The 16,375-nt window shown below is 55.3% G+C and carries 17 protein-coding genes; 12 read left to right on the top strand and 5 right to left on the bottom strand.

The window, feature by feature from the left end:
• Positions 1-9: 9 nt before the first annotated feature.
• From ACYCZJ_RS00850 to ACYCZJ_RS00840, 3 genes are all read left to right on the top strand, one after another.
• Positions 10-426 (top strand): hypothetical protein, encoded by a 417-nt coding sequence (locus tag ACYCZJ_RS00850; RefSeq protein WP_461552326.1) that lies wholly within the window; start codon positions 10-12, stop codon positions 424-426.
• A 74-nt stretch (positions 427-500) separates the two neighbouring features.
• Positions 501-1,415 (top strand): lipoate--protein ligase family protein, encoded by a 915-nt coding sequence (locus ACYCZJ_RS00845; RefSeq protein ID WP_461552325.1) that lies wholly within the window; start codon positions 501-503, stop codon positions 1,413-1,415.
• The gene (locus tag ACYCZJ_RS00840) at positions 1,412-1,807 is read left to right on the top strand and encodes a hypothetical protein (RefSeq protein WP_461552324.1); all 396 of its coding nucleotides are present in this window, start codon (positions 1,412-1,414) and stop codon (positions 1,805-1,807) included. Before ACYCZJ_RS00845 ends, ACYCZJ_RS00840 begins: the two co-directional genes overlap by 4 nt.
• A gap of 36 nt (positions 1,808-1,843) precedes the next feature.
• Here the strand turns inward: ACYCZJ_RS00840 and ACYCZJ_RS00835 are convergent, their stop codons facing one another.
• Genes ACYCZJ_RS00835 through ACYCZJ_RS00820 form a run of 4 tightly spaced genes read right to left on the bottom strand, consistent with a single transcriptional unit; the run spans position 1,844 to position 7,422 of the window.
• Positions 1,844-4,591, bottom strand: coding sequence for a valine--tRNA ligase (locus tag ACYCZJ_RS00835; RefSeq protein WP_461552323.1), 2,748 nt, complete (start codon positions 4,589-4,591; stop codon positions 1,844-1,846).
• 31 nt (positions 4,592-4,622) lie between these two features.
• Positions 4,623-5,504, bottom strand: coding sequence for a hypothetical protein (locus ACYCZJ_RS00830; protein ID WP_461552322.1), 882 nt, complete (start codon positions 5,502-5,504; stop codon positions 4,623-4,625).
• Positions 5,501-5,929 (bottom strand): DNA polymerase III subunit chi, encoded by a 429-nt coding sequence (locus ACYCZJ_RS00825; protein WP_461552321.1) that lies wholly within the window; start codon positions 5,927-5,929, stop codon positions 5,501-5,503. Before ACYCZJ_RS00825 ends, ACYCZJ_RS00830 begins: the two co-directional genes overlap by 4 nt.
• Entirely contained in the window at positions 5,926-7,422 is a 1,497-nt protein-coding gene (locus tag ACYCZJ_RS00820; RefSeq protein ID WP_461552320.1) for a leucyl aminopeptidase, read from the bottom strand. The genes ACYCZJ_RS00825 and ACYCZJ_RS00820 overlap by 4 nt, the downstream gene beginning before the upstream one ends.
• 126 nt (positions 7,423-7,548) lie before the next feature.
• Between ACYCZJ_RS00820 and lptF the strand changes: the two genes are divergently transcribed.
• Both lptF and lptG read left to right on the top strand, forming a co-directional pair.
• Entirely contained in the window at positions 7,549-8,631 is a 1,083-nt protein-coding gene (gene lptF / locus ACYCZJ_RS00815; protein ID WP_461552319.1) for an LPS export ABC transporter permease LptF, read from the top strand.
• Entirely contained in the window at positions 8,628-9,704 is a 1,077-nt protein-coding gene (lptG, locus tag ACYCZJ_RS00810) for an LPS export ABC transporter permease LptG (RefSeq protein ID WP_461552318.1), read from the top strand. Before lptF ends, lptG begins: the two co-directional genes overlap by 4 nt.
• Before the next feature lie 11 nt (positions 9,705-9,715).
• On the opposite strand, the gene ACYCZJ_RS00805 is transcribed toward lptG, so the two are convergent.
• The gene (locus ACYCZJ_RS00805) at positions 9,716-10,165 is read right to left on the bottom strand and encodes an RDD family protein (protein WP_461552317.1); all 450 of its coding nucleotides are present in this window, start codon (positions 10,163-10,165) and stop codon (positions 9,716-9,718) included.
• A gap of 78 nt (positions 10,166-10,243) precedes the next feature.
• On the opposite strand from ACYCZJ_RS00805, the gene ACYCZJ_RS00800 reads away from it, so the two are divergent.
• The 7 genes from ACYCZJ_RS00800 (at position 10,244) to ilvC (ending at position 16,362) form a co-directional block, all read left to right on the top strand.
• Positions 10,244-10,648, top strand: a complete 405-nt coding sequence (locus tag ACYCZJ_RS00800) for a DUF2173 family protein (RefSeq protein ID WP_461552316.1) — start codon at positions 10,244-10,246, stop codon at positions 10,646-10,648.
• A 33-nt stretch (positions 10,649-10,681) separates the two neighbouring features.
• The gene (locus tag ACYCZJ_RS00795; protein WP_461552315.1) at positions 10,682-11,026 is read left to right on the top strand and encodes a DUF2173 family protein; all 345 of its coding nucleotides are present in this window, start codon (positions 10,682-10,684) and stop codon (positions 11,024-11,026) included.
• Positions 11,027-11,035: 9 nt separating this feature from the next.
• A complete protein-coding gene (locus ACYCZJ_RS00790; protein ID WP_461552314.1) occupies positions 11,036-11,371 on the top strand; it encodes a DUF2173 family protein in 336 nt (111 codons plus the stop codon).
• A gap of 89 nt (positions 11,372-11,460) precedes the next feature.
• Complete coding sequence (locus ACYCZJ_RS00785; protein ID WP_461552313.1) at positions 11,461-13,035, top strand: endonuclease MutS2; 1,575 nt, start codon at positions 11,461-11,463, stop codon at positions 13,033-13,035.
• Positions 13,036-13,122: 87 nt separating this feature from the next.
• Positions 13,123-14,829, top strand: coding sequence for an acetolactate synthase 3 catalytic subunit (locus ACYCZJ_RS00780; RefSeq protein ID WP_461552312.1), 1,707 nt, complete (start codon positions 13,123-13,125; stop codon positions 14,827-14,829).
• 1 nt (position 14,830) lies between these two features.
• Positions 14,831-15,322, top strand: coding sequence for an acetolactate synthase small subunit (ilvN, locus tag ACYCZJ_RS00775; protein ID WP_124704827.1), 492 nt, complete (start codon positions 14,831-14,833; stop codon positions 15,320-15,322).
• A gap of 23 nt (positions 15,323-15,345) precedes the next feature.
• Positions 15,346-16,362 (top strand): ketol-acid reductoisomerase, encoded by a 1,017-nt coding sequence (ilvC, locus tag ACYCZJ_RS00770; RefSeq protein ID WP_461552311.1) that lies wholly within the window; start codon positions 15,346-15,348, stop codon positions 16,360-16,362.
• The last annotated feature ends 13 nt before the right edge of the window (positions 16,363-16,375 follow it).

The raw sequence follows: 16,375 nt of genomic DNA, 5'->3' as shown, positions 1-16,375 counted from the left end.
AGATCAGTTATGAAATCAATTAAAGTCACCGATGTGGGTTCGTTAAAAAATGAACTGAACAAATACAAGAAAGGCAAGAAGCTCGATATCCGTTATTTCAACCAGGCGGCGCGTATGGCGTGGCTGGGTAAAATCAGCATGAGTCCGGTGGATGCTGAGGACCCGGATTGCAAGTCCTGGTTACTGCATGTGCAGGCACCTGAAGGTTTTGCCGCTCATTTCGTGGATGTGGATGAGGATCTGATCAATGAAATCCATATTCTTGACGCCGAACAGGGACAGTATCTGGTTGAAATCATGCGCGCAGGTTTGACTGCGCGCGCTGAAGAGTTGGAGCAACTGAACCGGCGTGATTTCTATTTCGGCAAGTTTTTCAAGGAAAATACCGACAAGCCTGCTGAGGGAGACGAGCCATCCGCCTCCTGAAGGCGCGCTGGATTGATCTGGGTTGCTGTGATCCGTGGGATTACCATGCCACCTACGCAGGTGTGGCAGAAGCCATGCAACCCGGCGATTTACCCGCTGTGATATGGGGCAGACCACAACCACATGTTTGCCTGGGGCAGCATCAATCCGCGTCCGTTGAGCTCAGTACCGCCTATGCGGATGTGCCGGTAGTACGGCGTCCATTGGGGGGTGGCAGCGTTTGGGTGGATACTGATCAAGCGTGTGTGGTGCTGGTGGCGCCACTGGATTTTTTTCCGTTCCGCACTGTTGATTGGTACGCGCATGCCCTGCAGCCTATTGTTCAGGTTTACCGGGAAGCCGGGCTGCTTGCAGTGCTTGAGGTACAGGATATCTGGCTGCATGGCAGCAAGCTCGCGGGAAGCGGCGCCGCTACCATTGGTCGCGCCGGCGTGGTGGGATCAAGCTTTATGCTGAATTTTCCCATTGAACAGTTTGCCGGGCGCGTGGCTGCTCCTTCTGCTGGTTTTTACCAGTGGCTGCTTGAGGCCTTGCGTGCATCGCTTACCTGCTGGTCGCAACATGCCAATGTGCCCGACTGGGAATGGCTGTCCATGGTGTATCGCCGTGCAGCGAATGCTCAATTTGGTTGGCGCTGGGAACAGTCGTTGTTGCGAGAGGATGAGCGTGCTGCCAGTGACGATTGGCGCGCAGAACTGATCCCTGATCACGAAGCGAGTCAACGCATGATTCCCCACGGCATCAAAATCAATGCAGCGTGCTTTCTGACCGAGCGCCAGTACGGGAATGACTGGGTGCGGGTACTAACCCATGGGCGACAACTCGCGCGAGTGGCACTGTCCGTCGCTCCCGGTTTACCAGAGGTGCATTTGGAAAATGAGCATGATTCAATTATCGTGGCCCTGGCCCGTTATCTGGATAACACTGCATCACGTCTATGGGCGGAGCGCATTATCGAGACCGCTTATTTCAATCCGGAGGCCATATGAGTCAACCCACTATCGAAGCGCGTCTGCAACGCAAATTTATCCTGATGAGCAACGATGCGGATGTGGCGGCGCAACTGCGGTCGCACTTGCCACCAGGCTGGCAGATGGTGGAAACCCTGGATCTCGAGAGTCTGGGTGAGTTTCATGATGTTCTGTTGCATCGCTTCATATTTCTCGATCTGGATACGCTGACAGATGATTTCGATCCGCAGGATGCCATACGCCAGGTGCGTATGGAATGGATGCTTAACGTACCCGTATTCTGTTTCGGTGGCAGCCGCGATGAACGCGATCAGGCCAGGTTGAACCGGGCTGATCGCTTTTTTGAGCGTACCGAAGTGGTGGAGCGCGTAGAGCAGTTCTGCCACCAGTACCGCTGGGGGGAGGAATAATTATCCCATGCCGACCCCGGTCGGCATGGGAGATAACTATGTGTGTGCCGCGAGTCGGATCAACTGGTCTTGCAGTTTGTCCAGAGTGTCCTTGAAATCCATCAGGCGCTGTTTTTCCTGATCGACCACGGCGGCGGGAGCGCGATCCACGAAGCTGGCATTGCCCAGTTTGGCTTCGCATTTGGTGATTTCGCCTTGCAGGCGCGCAAATTCTTTTTCCAGCCGGGCTTTTTCTGCGTCTCGATCGATTTCGATCAGCAGCATCAGCCGGGTGTCGCCGATGATAGCCACAGGCGCATCCCCGGGCGGTAACGCCGAGTCTATTTTGACGTCACTCAATTTTGCCAGCGCCGCCAGATAAGGAGCGAAACCGGCGAGGGTAGCGGCATTGCCGCTAATGGCCATGGGTACTTTCAATGCCGGTGACAGGTTCATTTCGCCGCGCAGACCCCGGGTAGCGTTGATCAGGTCTTTCAGCAGCACGATGCGTTCGCATGCATTGGCATCTATTTTGGTTGTATCGGCTAACGGGTAGGGTTGAGTCATGATGCTCGGCCCCTGCTTGCCTGCCAGTGGTGCCACGGTGTGCCAGAGCTCTTCAGTAATGAAGGGAATAATCGGGTGCGCCAGACGCAGAGCGGCTTCCAGCACGCGCACCAGCGTGCGGCGTGTAGCGCGGGCGGCCGCCTCATCGCCACTGTTGATCTGCACCTTGGCAAGCTCCACATACCAGTCGCAGTATTCATCCCAGACAAATTCGTAAACAGCGCGGGCCGCCATGTCGAAGCGATAGTCTGCGAACGCACTGGCGACTTCGGTTTCGGCCTGCTGCAGGCGGCTGATGATCCAGCGGTCGGCATCGGAGTAGGTAAGCGGCAGGCTGTCGTCCAGTCCCACGTCCTTGCCTTCGCAGTTCATCAGCACGAAGCGCGTGGCATTCCACAGCTTGTTGCAGAAGTTGCGATAGCCGTCGGCGCGTTGCAGGTCGAATTTGATGTCGCGGCCATGGGTGGCGAGGCTGGCGAAAGTGAAACGTATTGCATCGGTGCCGAAGGCCGCGAAGCCATTCGGATAGTCGGTGCGGGTCTGTTTGGCGATGGCCTGCGCCTGCCTGGGGTTCATCATGCCGGTGGTGCGCTTGGCGATCAGGCTGTCGAGGTCGATGCCGTCGATCAGGTCGAGCGGGTCAATCACGTTGCCCTTGGACTTGGACATTTTGTTGCCGTGGGCATCGCGTACCAGGCCGGTCACATACACTTCGCGGAATGGCACTTCGCCGGTGAAATGCAGCGACATCATCACCATGCGCGCGACCCAGAAAAAGATGATGTCAAAGCCGGTGACCAGTACCGAGCCGGGCAGGAAGGCGCCCAGTTCAGGGGTTTTTTGCGGCCAGCCCAGAGTAGAGAACGGCCACAGCGCGGAGGAGAACCAGGTGTCGAGCACGTCCTCGTCGCGGGTCAGCGGGCGGCCGGCGGCGAGTTTGCGCGCTTCGGCTTCGCTGCGCGCGACGTAGTGATTGCCGTCCTCGTCGTACCAGGCGGGGATGCGATGTCCCCACCACAATTGGCGCGAGATGCACCAGTCCTGGATATTTTCCAGCCACTGGTTGTAGGTGGTGGTCCAGTTTTCCGGCACGAATCGGAGCTTGCCGGACTTGACCGCATCGAGGCCGCTCGCGCCCATTTGTTGCATCGCGACAAACCACTGGTCGGTGAGCATGGGTTCGATCACGGCGCCAGTGCGGTCGCCGCGCGGCACCATCAGCTTGTGCGGTTTAGCGGCGACCAGCAGGTCTTTGGCTTGCAGTTCGGCGAGCAGTTTCTCGCGTGCCACGTAGCGATCCAGCCCCTGGTATTCGGTGGGGCAGAGGTCGTTCATTTTGGCGTCGAGCGTCAGCACGCTGATCGGCGGCAGCTTGTGACGTATGCCCACGGCGTAGTCGTTGAAGTCGTGCGCCGGCGTGATTTTGACCACGCCGGTACCGAACGCCGGGTCAACGTAGTCATCGGCAATCACCGGGATGCTGCGCTCGGCAATCGGTAGCCGCACATGGCGGCCGACGAGATGTTTATAACGTTCGTCGTCGGGGTGCACCGCCACCGCGACGTCGCCGAGCAGGGTTTCCGGGCGGGTGGTGGCGACTTCGACAAAGCCGTCCTCGCCTTCGATTGGGTAGCGGATGTGCCAGAGGAAGCCGTCCTCTTCTTCGGATACCACTTCCAGGTCGGACACCGCCGTGCCCAGCACCGGATCCCAGTTGACCAGGCGCTTGCCGCGATAAATCAGCCCTTCGTTATAGAGCTTTACGAATACTTCCGTCACCGCCTCGGACAGGCCTGCGTCCATGGTGAAGCGTTCGCGCGACCAGTCGCACGAGGTGCCCAGACGGCGCATCTGGCGGGTGATGGTGGAGCCGGAGTGCTCCTTCCATTCCCATACTCTTTTCAGGAAAGTTTCGCGCCCGAGCTGATGCCGCGACTCGCCTTTGGCGTCGAGCTGGCGTTCCACCACGATCTGGGTGGCAATGCCGGCGTGATCGGTGCCGGGCTGCCACAGGGTATTGTCGCCCTGCATGCGGTGGTAGCGGATCAGTGCGTCCATCAGCGTATGCTGGAACGCATGACCCATATGCAGCGTGCCGGTGACGTTGGGCGGCGGCAGCATGATGCAGTAGGCGGGGCGGCTGGCGTCCATGCTGGGACGGAAATAGCCGGACTGTTCCCAGTGCTGATACCAGCGTTGCTCGATGTCGCGGGGTTCGAAGCTTTTGGCGAGTTCCATGATGCGTGTTGTTGAGCCTTAAAACACGCGATTATACCGGATTGGGCGGCTTCTCCGCGGGGTTGGCGCGACGAATGCCATGCCGGGCCAGCTCCTCGACCACGGCTTCGCGTACGAGAGATTCCATGTCGAGCGCAAGCTGGGTGAGTAAAGTGGATAAGGCGTCGTCGACAACGCGGCGCAGACGTTGTGCCACCACGGTGTTGACCTCATGCATGAGGTAGCCATCGATCATGCCCAGTACGTGGGTAGCGACCGAAGTGGCAAGCAGCTCGGCCTGCTCAGGGCTGGTGAAAGGCTTGGGGTGCTCCTCGATGGGTGCGGTGAGATGGGTAATTTCTACTGGAGTGAACGGCACATCGACCGGTGGCAGTGGGCTGGATATATCTACGGTAGGCGCAGTTAAATGCGGGTTTTCTTCCGGAGCATCCGCAACATCGGCTGGCAGTCCCTCGGGTTGGGGGAAATCATGGGTGTCCGGGTGTGCTGCTTCAATTGCGGCAGCGCTATCCTCGATGATATCGGGCGCTGTTTGCGTAGCGTCGGTTGCCACGCAGGAGAGCGGATCCTCGTTTCGCCAGACGATATCGGTCAGCACCGGTGGGGCGACAGCAGGATAGGGATCGGTCTGTTCCTCCGGGGTGAATGATTCCGGAATATCCACCATTTCCTCCGTTAAACGGGTGCTGCCTGCATCGGCGAAATCCGGTGCCGGTTGCGTCGTTGAGGAAGGTGCGTCAGCAATGATTTCGCCGCGCCGTACGATGTCAGTTAAAACCGGGAACGGGGTGGCTTCAGACACATTGCCGGTCGATGGTGCGGCGGGTTCTGTCTCGTGCATCACCGGCGCATCGCGATGCTTGCCCATGAGGTTCTGCATCTTATCCAGCAGTTGGTGCATCGGATCAGTCATGTTTGCTTTTCACGCAGGTCATGATTGCGCATCTCGTAGCCGCGCTGTTTGTAAAAACGCCAGCGCAGGCGCGCGGCGTCCTGATCGGCATCGTCCAGCGAAACAATTTCGATCAGGCGTTCAAAACGGCTGAAAAATGTGGGCGTGCTGTCGTGCAGATTGATCAGCACGTTATCGTGCGGCAGGTGATCGGCGCTCTCCCCGAGTATCACCGGCGTGGTACCGGCGTGTGGCGCAGAACACTTGCAGTGCGGCAAAAAACTGTTGGCGGGTGTTTCCCACAGGCGTTTATCCATATCCGCCATCACCCGGCTGTCGGGTGAGTAAAGCATGACTTTTAGTCCCTGCCGATAGGCCTTGCCGGTGAGAATACGCGCCAGATCCAGCTTGTCCGGCGCGTGCGTATAAAAATCCACGCGCGTCATTTGGCCCTGCTGGCACGGTTCATCAGAAAATGTACCAGCAGCGGAACGGGCCGTCCGGTGCTGCCTTTGTCCTTGCCGGATTTCCATGCGGTGCCGGCGATGTCGAGATGCGCCCAGTCGTATTTTTTGGTAAAGCGCGACAGGAAACAGGCAGCAGTGATGGAGCCGCCTGCGCGGCCGCCGATATTCGCGATGTCGGCAAAATTGCTGTCCAGCTGCTGCTGGTAGTCATCCCACAGCGGCAGGCGCCATACGCGATCTTGCGAGGCGGTAGCGGCGTGTTCGATTTCCTGCGCCAGACCGTTGTGATTGCTGAACATGCCGGTAGCATGATGTCCCAAGGCAATGACACAGGCACCGGTGAGTGTGGCGATATCGATTACGGCGGCGGGTTCGAAACGTTCGCTGTAGGTGAGCGCATCGCACAGAATCAGCCGGCCTTCTGCATCGGTGTTGAGGATTTCGATGGTCTGGCCTGACATCGAGGTGACAATATCGCCGGGTTTGTTGGCGTCCCCGTCCGGCAGGTTTTCACAAGTGGGGATAACGCCGATGACATTGAGCGGCAGCTTCATCTCTGCAATAGCGCGCAGTGTACCGAGCACACTGGCGGCACCACACATGTCGTATTTCATTTCATCCATTTCGGCGGCAGGCTTGAGCGAGATGCCGCCGGCGTCGAAAGTGATCCCTTTGCCAACCAATACCACAGGTTTATCGCTTTTTTTGCCGCCGTTATGATGCAACACAACCAGCTTGGGCGGTTGCCGGCTGCCTTTCGCTACCGACAGGAAAGAACCCATGCCGAGTTTTTCGATGCCTTTTTTGTCGAGTACCTCGCATTTGAGCTTGTGCGACTTCGCCAGGGCCTGCGCCTGTCCGGCCAAATAGGTTGGAGTGCAGACGTTGCCGGGCAAGTCGCCCAGCATTTTAGCCAGGCTCATGCCGGCGCCTATCGCCAGGCCTTGGGCCATGGCTGTTTCGGCACTTGCCTGTTGAGCGCGATCACCAATACCTAAAGTCAGTTTGCGTAGTTTGGAAGGTGATTTGTCTTGTTTGCTTTTGAGTTTACCGGGCTGGTACTGGCTGGCTTCGGCGGCGATAACCAGCTGTTCGATATTCCACGCCAGATTGCGGCCCTTGACGCTGGTTTGAATCGTATAGATAACCGCATCGGTTGCGCCACTGGCAGCGAGTGCCTTGAGTGTTGCATGACAGGCATCCAGGTAGGATTTCTCGTTCATGTCACGTTCGCGCCCGAGTCCGACCAGCAATACCCGTTCACAAATCGTGCCCGGTACCTTATGCAATACGCAGGTACTGCCCAGGCGACCATCCATGTCGCCATGGCGCAGGATGTCGGTCAGATAGCCGTCAGCCTGCTGGTCGATTTGCGTGGCTGCAGGCGAGAGTTTGCGCGATTCATGTACACCCACTACGATGCAGGCGGTACGTTGTTTGTCAGGGCTGGTACTTTTTATGCTAAATTCCACCGATGTACTCCTTAATGTTATCCGAGTGATTTCTAAACTGCGACTCGATTGGCCCAGGTACTTCAATGCATTATTTGCAGTGTTGGGGCAAATGTCAAAACAACTACGCCATTATCCTCCGCAAAAATGATTTTTCGACGCGCGCTGCTGCGCGAACTTGTATATAACTGTCTGGCGGTGTCCATGGTGCTCATTACGATCACCCTGAGCACGCTGCTCATTCGGCTGCTTGGCGATGCAGCGCGCGGCAAGCTGGCGCTGGATGCAGTATTGGCGTTTCTCGGATTTGGCCTGCTCGGCTTTATGCCGGTGCTGTTGTCTCTTGCCCTGTTTATTACTGTCATGATGACCGTGTCGCGTGCATATCGTGATAGCGAAATGGTGGTGTGGTTCAGTGCCGGACAGGGCTTGCTCAGCTGGATCAGGCCGATATTGTATTTCGCGCTGCCCGTGGTGTTCGCCATCGCTGCACTTAACCTTGCCGTGATTCCCTGGGCCTTGCAGAAAAAAGATCTGTACCAGGGGATGCTGAATAGCCGTGACGATATGTCGGCCATTTCGCCAGGCATGTTTATCGAATCCAGAAATGCGGACCGGGTCTATTTTGTCGAGAGTCTGTCGCAGCTTGGTACGCGGGTGAAAAACGTATTCATGCAGTCGCTGGACAATCACCAGTTGGGGATTGTCGTTGCCAGAGAGGGTTTTCATACCGAACTGCCCAATGGCGAGCGTTATCTGGTACTGGAAAATGGCCGGCGCTACGAAGGCGTACCAGGGCGCGCTGATTACAAAACCGTCGAGTTCGGCCGCTATTGGGTGCGTATTGAACCAACCCATATTGTCGAGCGATCGACTTTCGAACCTAAAGTGCTGTCCACCAGCAAACTGATGCAGGATCCTACGCCCGCCAATACAGCGGAATTGATATGGCGCTGGAGTTTCCCGATCAGCGCTGCGGTTCTGGCCTTGCTGGCGATCCCGCTGAGCTTTGTCAATCCGCGCGCAGGACGTTCGTTCAAACTGATTTTGGCGCTGCTCATTTACGTTATCTACAATAACCTGCTGGGTATTTCCCAGGCATGGGTGGCACAACAGAAAATCTCGCCATTAGCCGGCATGTGGGCAGTACATCTGCTAATGGCAGGTGTGCTGGTGTGGATGTTCTACCAGCGCATTTCCATGCGTACATGGTGGCGTAGACGCCGATGAAAATCCTGGCTCGCTATCTGGCGAAAGAAATCCTGATCAGTTCGCTGTTTGTGTTTACCGCGCTGATCACGCTGTATGCCTTTTTCGATTTGCTCAACGAGCTAGGTTCCTTGGGGCAGGGCGGTTATGGTTTGCTCAATATCCTGGTTTTCGTGGCTCTGAGTGTGCCGGGGCATGTCTATGAGTTATTACCCGTGGCGGCATTGATTGGTACGCTGTTTGCGCTGGCACGCATGGTGGCCAATTCAGAATTCACCATTATGCTGGTGTCGGGCATGTCGATCCAGCGCGTAGCAGTCTATCTGATGAGCGTCGGATTGCTGTTTACGTTGTTGACATTCGTGTTTGGCGAACTCATCGCGCCTGTTTCCGAGCGTTATGCCCAGCAGGTCAAGCTGACTGCAACGCATACATTGGTGGCGCAGGCTTTCCGTTCCGGGCTGTGGGTGAGGGATGGGCAAAGTTTTATCAATATTCGCGAAGTGACGCCTGGAAACGAGTTGCGTGATGTGAATATATACACATTTGACGATGGCTTTCATTTGCAGAAAATCAGCCATGCCAATCAGGGTGATTATCTGCGTGATAATCGTTGGCGCCTGCAGGATATTACCGAAACCAATTTCAGTGCAAATGGTGCCATTAGCGTCAGCCATACGCCCGAAGAAACCTGGCGTTCGGTGCTGACACCGGGAATCATGAGCGTGCTGCTGGTGGCGCCGGAAAAAATGTCGGCATCCAATTTGTGGTCATACATCCAGCATTTGCGCAAAAACAAACAAAGAACAGAACGCTATGAAATTGCTTTGTGGTCCAAGTTGATTTATCCGCTTTCCGCGCCGGTGATGTTGCTGATCGCCTTGCCGTTTGCGTATCACCGGCCGCGTTCGGGTGCGGTGGGTGCACGCGTGTTCGCCGGGATCATGCTTGGTTTGGGGTACCACTTGCTGAACCGGCTGTTTGCCTACCTGGGGCTGCTCAATGATTGGCCGGCGCTGATCAGTGCCCTATTGCCGACCTTGATCTTCCTGCTTATAGCGATCGCGATGATACGCAAGGTGCAGAAACAATAAGCGCAATGAATCTAAACGTCGGTTCTCACCAGTCTGGTGCCGGCGAGACGGTCATGCAGAAATTGTTTGTCTCGATCAAACAAGGCCCAAATCAGACTGATACCGAATGCCGGAATGAGCAAAAAAGCCAGTGCAAAACGTAATAGCGCTTGTTTTAATGTGATCGGCGCGCCTTCCCGGCTAACGACCCGAATACGCCAGGTTTTCATCGCAAGTGTTTGTCCATGCGTCCAGAACCAAGTGAAATAGGCTACAGTTACGACCATACAATAAATACTAAATGGCGTTTTCATTGCGGGTGAATTGGCGTCTTGGGTGAAACCCAAAAATTTGGTGAGGCCGAAATACAATAAGCCTGCGATAAGCCAAAGTGATACTAACAGTAGCGTCTCATAAATTATTGCCGATATCCGGCGCCATAAACCCGCTATTGGTAACGAAGGAGTTGCACTTTTTTCCATAATCTCTATTCTATTCCAAAAGAAGGCAGTAAGCCGCGTTCGCGGTTTCGTTGCAAGCATAACAATGGAGGAGGGGATATGCATATAGCAAAACAACTCATGGCCATCCCGGGCGTTATTGCAGCCGGAGAATACGCCTACCGGGGTGACCGCTACACATACGAAGGCGGGCTTACCGATGAATATGCCCGCATGGCATCGATTCTGTGCCGCGCCAATACACTCAATGCCAGTATGCAGGCTGAAATGTTCAGTTCTTTCGCCGAACATTGCGGCTGCCGTCCACTGCAAGGCTGGGTGGTGCGTGGAAAACAGGTTAGCGTGTGTGCTGTGGGCAATTTTTTTTGCATGCTGGAAAATCGTCAGGGAGTACTGAACGACGTAATGACGGTGATGCGCGCCAAAGTAGGCGATATCAGCGATAACGTATTGAAAGCCATGTACTCCAAAATCGGCGGTGATGTAACCGAACAGCTGGTTTAATCTAAAAATTCTAAATCGCAACAGGAGGAAAATATGGACCTGGCCAAACTGATGGAAGTCCCCGGCGTAATGGCAGCGTTTACATACACTGATAAAGGTGATCTGACCGGCCAGCTAATCAAGGAAGGGAACGAACTGACCCCGCAGGTACTCGATTTGCTGGCGCATACCTGTGTCGCCAATATGGCGGTTGCTACCATGGAGGCGCGGGGCTGGGAAGCGCTCACCGGACAAAAAGGATTTGAGCCACTGCAGGGGTTTTCCCTGGTTGGGCTTGACTGGTCTGCTGTGGTGAATGGCAATTGTGGCGTTGTGGTCAAAAATCGCGACGCTGATTACGAGGTGGCTTTTGCTGCTATTTCAGCCTGCCAGGCATAAGGGGCGTATATGTCGCTCAAACGAATTTTAGTACTGGATGGCGTCATAGCCGTGTGCCGTTTTCAGGATGATGGCACGATACTTGAGGGTGAAGGCATGATTCCCGCGGACATGCAGGAACGTATGGCGCAGTTTGCACAATGGTACCGGCGCATGGTGTCAGGTAATACGGATCTGTTTTCTTTATTTTCCCAAATGCGCGGCTGGACCCCGGCCAAAGGCTGGATCGTGCACGGTTCTAGCATGACGGTGTGTAATGTAGCCAATCTGGTTGCGATGGTGGATAACCGAGAGGCTGCCATCAATGAGATCATGGTGGCGCTGACGGACGCGTCACACGAATAAATTCATCGCTGTGCCGTTAGCTAAAACGCCGCACTGGCAGCGTTTTAGCTTGTTTGTTACATTAGCTGTTTTTTTAAATTCTTTTTTCCATGCAAAGTGATCTCAAGGCGCTGGAATTCGACGGTATTCGCCGCATTCTTGAGCGCCTGACGTTTTCTCCCTACGGTGCCGATGCAGCGCGCAATCTGGAACCCGCTCCCAATCTCGATATCGCACGCGAAATGCAGCGCGCGGTCAGTGCCGCACGCCAGGTAGTGGATGCCTACAAGTTGCCGCGTTTTAATCAGGTGCCGGATATCCGTCCCGCTTTGCGTCAGGCGGCACAGCCGGGCGCCGCGCTACCTGCCAGCGGGCTGCATAACCTGCGTCAGGTAATGCAGACGGGTTTGAAGTTGTGTGAGCTGGCTGGCGATTTCCCGGAATTGCTCGCACGTATCAACGAGCTCAAGGCACCCGCAGCGCTGGTCGAGGTGCTGGACAAAACCATCAGCCATGCCGGGCGTTTGCGTGAAGATGCTACGCCGGCGCTGGATGCGCTGCACAAACAATATCACCAGATACGCCAGGAACTTGAAGCGCAGCTGAAGGCGCGGATGGCGAGTTCGGATATGGCGGGCATGTTCGATGAAAACAGCCGGGTGCATTGGCACGGTACGCGTGCGGTACTGGCGGTTCGCGCTACCCATGCCGATCAGATGAAGGGGGTGCGGCGTGGTTCGATTGGTGGTGGGCGTGACATTCTGATCGAACCAATTGAAGCGGTCGCACATAACAACCGTCTGGAAACTTTCAATGGCCAGATCGAAGGACAGAATCAAATCGTCCTGCGTGCAGTAACCGATGAGGTACGTATTCATCTCGACGATTTGAGCCGCCTGGTGGATGCGATTACCTGGCTGGACCTGGCGCTTGCCGCCGGGCAGTTTTCCGCAGCGCTCAACGCGAGTGCCCCTGCATTGGTGGATGAGCCGAAAGTGGTGCTTGAGCAGGCCTATCATCCGCAGTTATTGCTGCAATTTCAGCAAAAAAATATCACGCGTCTGGTACCGCTCAGCATCCATCTTGGAGATGGGCAATCGATGATGGTCATTACCGGGCCGAATACAGGTGGCAAGACTGTTGTACTGAAAACAGTCGGGTTGCTGGTCACGATGGCGCATTGCGGGCTGCATTTGCCATCGGAAGGTAATTGCATTATCGGTAACTTCAACCGGGTGATTGTCGATGTGGGTGATAAACAAAGCCTGCACAATCATTTGTCCACGTTCGCGGGGCATGTTGAAGTACTGAAAAGACTGCTGGAGGAAGCCGATCGGCATACCCTGGTGCTGATGGATGAGCTGGGTACCGGCACTGATCCGGAGGAAGGCGCCTCGCTTGCCATGGCAGTACTGGATGAGCTTGCCAACCGTCGTGTACATGGCATTGTGACCACCCACCTGACACCGCTCAAGAGCTTTGCGGATGATCACATTTATCTGTGTAATGCTTCGATGCGTTTCGATCATGCCAGCCTGTCACCGACTTACGAACTGGAGTTCGGCAAGTCCGGATTATCCCTGGGTTTGATCATTGCCGAGAAAAATGGCTTGCCTGGCGAATTGGTGAATCGCGCGCGCAGTTATTTGGCCCATATTCATGCGGTCAAACAAAAGCCGGAATAAGGCTGGAATCGCGTATGGTTTTTTTGACCTGCCAGTCGATAACCATTAGTATTGAAGGTTCTATAAATTAGGCAGATTGGCCATGGTATGGAATTGACGGGCGCCGAAATCACCGTGCGCTGTCTTGCCGAGGAAGGGGTCGAATTTGTATTCGGCTACCCGGGCGGGGCAGTTCTCAATATATACGACGAGATTTTCAAGCAGGATAAATTCAAGCATGTGCTGGTACGCCACGAGCAGGCTGCTGTGCATGGTGCAGATGGCTACGCACGCTCCAGCGGCAAGGTAGGCGTGGCATTGGTCACTTCCGGCCCGGGGCTGACCAACGCGGTGACGGGTATCGCTACCGCCTACATGGATTCCATCCCGCTGGTAATCATTAGCGGCCAGGTGCCGGTTCCTGCCATAGGCATGGATGCCTTTCAGGAAGTGGATACGGTCGGCATCACGCGTCCTTGCGTCAAGCACAATTTCCTGGTGAAAGACATCAAGGACCTGGCGACCACGATCAAGAAGGCGTTCTACATTGCCGCCACCGGACGTCCCGGTCCGGTGCTGGTGGATATCCCCAAGGATATTACCCAGCAAAGCGAGGAATTCGCTTATCCGGAAACGGTGAACATGCGTTCCTATAGTCCGGTAGTCAAGGGCCATTCCGGGCAGGTCAAAAAAGCCGTGCAAATGCTGCTTGAAGCCAAGCGTCCGCTGATCTATGCAGGGGGTGGCGTGGTATTGGGAAATGCTGCGGCCCAACTAACCCAACTTGCCAAACTGCTCGGTTACCCCATTACCAATACGCTAATGGGGTTGGGGGCTTATCCTGCTTCGGATGCCCAGTTTCTCGGAATGCTTGGAATGCATGGTACCTACGAGGCCAACATGACCATGCAGCATTGTGATGTGCTACTGGCGGTAGGTGCGCGTTTCGATGATCGCGTGATCGGTTCACCCGCACATTTTGCCCGGGATGCGCGCCGCATCGTGCATATTGATATCGACCCGTCATCCATTTCCAAGCGCGTCAAGGTGGATGTGCCGATTGTCGGGGATGTGGGCGGTGTGCTGGATGAGATGATCAAGCTACTCAAGGCCAGCAAGGAAAAGGCCGAAGCCAAGGCAATCAAGGCCTGGTGGACGCAGATCGAATTGTGGCGCGCAAAAAATTGCCTCAATTACAATCGTGCCAGCCCCATTATCAAACCCCAGTTCGTGGTGGAAAAGCTGTGGGAAGTGACCGGCGGTGATGCTTTCGTGACCACCGATGTGGGGCAGCATCAGATGTGGGCGGCGCAGTACTATAAATTCGACCAGCCGCGGCGCTGGATTACCTCGGGCGGCCTCGGTACCATGGGTTTTGGGTTGCCTTCTGCGATGGGTGTTCAACTGGCCCATCCGGGTTCCGATGTCGCTTGCGTAACGGGCGAGTCCAGTATCCAGATGTGCATTCAGGAGCTGTCTACCTGCAAGCAGTATCATCTGCCGCTGAAAATCGTGAATCTGAATAATCGCTACATGGGCATGGTGCGTCAATGGCAGGAATTTTTCTATGGGAACCGTTATGCCGAGTCCTACATGGATTCCCTGCCGGATTTTGTTAAACTCGCCGAGGCGTATGGGCACGTTGGCATGAAGATCGAGAAGCCCGCAGATGTGGAGCCCGCGTTGCGCGAAGCATTCGCAATGAAGGAACGACTGGTGTTCATGGATTTCATCACCGACCAGACCGAGAACGTATTTCCGATGGTGCCGGGTGGCAAAGGTATCAGTGAGATGATTCTGGCGGAGGAGTTGTAACATGCGCCATATCATTTCACTGTTGATGGAGAACGAAGCGGGCGCCTTGTCGCGCGTGGCCGGGCTATTTTCCGCGCGAGGGTACAACATTGAATCTCTGACCGTCGCGCCTACCGAGGACGCTACGTTGTCGCGCATGACCATCGTTACACGCGGCTCGGAAGACGTGATCGAACAGATCATCAAGCAGCTCAACAAGCTGATAGACGTGGTGAAAATCCTCGACCTGTCCGACGGCAGTCATATTGAACGCGAACTGATGCTGGTTAAAGTTCGTGCTTTCGGCAAGGACCGCGAAGAAATGAAGCGCATGGCGGAAATTTTCCGCGGGCGCATCATCGATGTAACTGAAAAAACCTACACGATTGAATTGACTGGACCAGGCTCCAAATTGGACGCTTTTATCGAAGCGCTTGACCAGTCAGCTATTCTGGAAACGGTACGTACTGGTGCTTCCGGCATCGGGCGCGGCGATCGCATTCTTAAAGTTTGATTTAATTTAACAAGGAACATGCCATGAAAGTTTATTACGATAAAGACGCCGATCTTTCCCTTATCAAAAAGAAAAAGGTCGCCATCATCGGTTATGGCTCGCAAGGCCACGCACATGCCAACAACCTGCAGGACTCCGGGGTTAAAGTGGTGGTCGGTTTGCGCAAGGACGGCGCTTCCTGGAACAAGGCCAAAAAAGCCGGGCTGGCAGTGAAAGACGTAGCCGAGGCCGTCAAGGGCGCGGATGTAGTGATGGTGCTGGTGCCGGATGAACAACAACCGGAAGTGTATCGCAACGACATTGAACCTAATCTGAAAAAAGGCGCAGTGCTGGCATTCGCCCATGGTTTCAACGTCCATTACGGTCAAATTAGCCCACGCAAGGATGTGGATGTGGTGATGATTGCGCCCAAGGGCCCGGGTCATCTGGTGCGTTCTACCTACACCCAGGGTGGCGGCGTGCCTTCACTCATTGCCGTGCATCAGGATGTGTCGGGCAAGGCGCGCGACTTGGCGCTGTCGTATGCGGCAGCCAACGGCGGTACCAAGGGTGGCGTGATCGAAACTTCGTTCCGTGAAGAAACCGAAACCGATTTGTTCGGCGAGCAGGCCGTGCTGTGTGGCGGTTGCGTGGAACTGGTGAAAGCCGGTTTCGAAACGTTGACTGAAGCCGGTTACGCACCTGAAATGGCCTATTTCGAATGCCTGCACGAGCTCAAGTTGATTGTCGACTTGATGTATGAAGGCGGTATCGCCAACATGAACTACTCCATTTCCAATAATGCCGAATATGGCGAGTACGTGACCGGCCCCAAGGTCATCGGCGATCAGGCACGTGTTGCAATGAAACAGGCGCTGGCCAATATCCAGAATGGCGAATACGCCAAGAGCTTCATTCTGGAAAACAAGGCCGGTGCTGCAGGCATGCATGCCAAACGCCGCCAGAACGCCGAGCATCCGATTGAGATCGTCGGTGCCAAATTGCGCGCCATGATGCCCTGGATTGGCAAAAACAAGTTGGTGGATCAAGCCAAGAACTAAACGGCAAGTCGAA

This window comes from Sulfuriferula sp. (assembly GCF_054605375.1).
The sequence above is the reverse complement of the archived record's forward strand: the minus strand, read 5'-3'. Positions and strand labels throughout refer to the sequence as shown.